We start from the raw sequence: 1,489 nt of genomic DNA on the forward strand, positions 1-1,489 counted from the left end.
GTTCGAGGACGTGACGCTGACGTATGCGGAACTGAATCGACGAAGCAACCAACTGGCGCATTACCTGCGTCAGCAAGGGGTAGGACCGGAGCGTCTTGTGGCGATTTGCATGGAACGGTCGGTGGATCTAATCGTTGCCTTGCTGGGGGTACTCAAAGCAGGAGGCGCGTATGTGCCGCTGGATCCGTCATATCCGCCGGAACGTCTCGCATACATGCTGGCGGATACGCAGCCGAAGGTGCTGATGACGGAATCACAATACGTTTCGAGTCTACCGTCATATGTGGGCTCGGTCGTCCTTATGGACGGGATTGAGGAAACGCTGGTAGAACAGTCACAGCGCAATCCGGTAAGCGAAATGACGGCGGAGAATCTGGCGTATGTGATGTACACCTCAGGATCGACGGGGCAGCCCAAAGGGGTTTGCGTTCCCCACCGGGGAATCGTGCGGTTGGTGAAGGAGCAGTGGTACACAGAGATCAAATCGGAGGACGTGCTATTACAGGCGGCGCCGGTCTCGTTCGACGCGGCAACCTTTGAAATATGGGGGAGCTTGCTTAGCGGAGCGCGGCTTGCCCTGCTCGGCGCAGAAGGCCCGGGTACAGAGGAACTGGCAAGGGTGGTGAAACGCTACGGGGTGACCATGTTGTGGCTGACGAGTGGGCTGTTTGACACCATGGTCGATACCCGAGTGGATGTGTTTAGAGGTGTAAGGAAGCTGCTGGTTGGCGGGGATGTGGTATCACCAGTTCATGTGCGTAAGGTGCAGGAGGCAAATCCGGAGCTTCAACTGATCAACGGCTATGGCCCGACGGAAAATACGACGTTTACATGTTGTTATCTGATTCCGGCATGGGACGGGGAAACCCGTATTCCGATCGGTCAACCGATCGCTAATACGCAGGTGTACGTGCTAGATAGTGAGTTGCAATCGGTGCCCGTGGGGGTACCGGGGGAATTGTATATCGGAGGCGACGGCTTGGCACGGGGATATTGGAATCGTCCGGAGCTGACGGCGGAGAAGTTCATCATTCATCCGCAGTGGAACAAGCGCCTTTACCGGACCGAAGACTTGGTACGCTGGCAGCCGGATGGGAACTTGGAATACTTGGGACGGATGGACAATCAAGTGAAAATCCGGGGCTACCGGATCGAGCTTGGGGAGATCGAAGCAGCAATACTTCGTTATCCACTTGTACGGGAGTCGGCCGTGATCGTTCGTGACGATATGGCGTCAGACAAGGCCATCGTGGCGTACGTTGTCACAAGTGGGGACGCAGAGATGGGTGAGCTACGCGAACACTTAAAGGCGACACTTCCGGATTATATGGTGCCTTCGTACTTTATGACGTTGGAATCACTACCGCTAACGCCCAATGGGAAGCTGGACCGCAAGGCGTTGCCGGCACCAGAGGTAGTTGGCAGGGGAGAGTACGTAGCCCCCCGGACGGAAGCGGAGCAGAAGCTAACGGGGATTTGGTGCCAGGTG

The 1,489-nt window shown here is 56.5% G+C and carries 1 protein-coding gene; it reads left to right on the forward strand.

The features are described from left to right. Positions 1–1,489: amino acid adenylation domain-containing protein (locus tag JCM10914_RS28105; protein ID WP_036720653.1), on the forward strand; the 1,489-nt coding region annotated here is incomplete at both ends.

The sequence above is a fragment of the Paenibacillus sp. JCM 10914 genome (assembly GCF_001315105.1).
In the GTDB taxonomy this organism is placed as follows: Bacteria; Bacillota; Bacilli; order Paenibacillales; family Paenibacillaceae; genus Paenibacillus_AQ.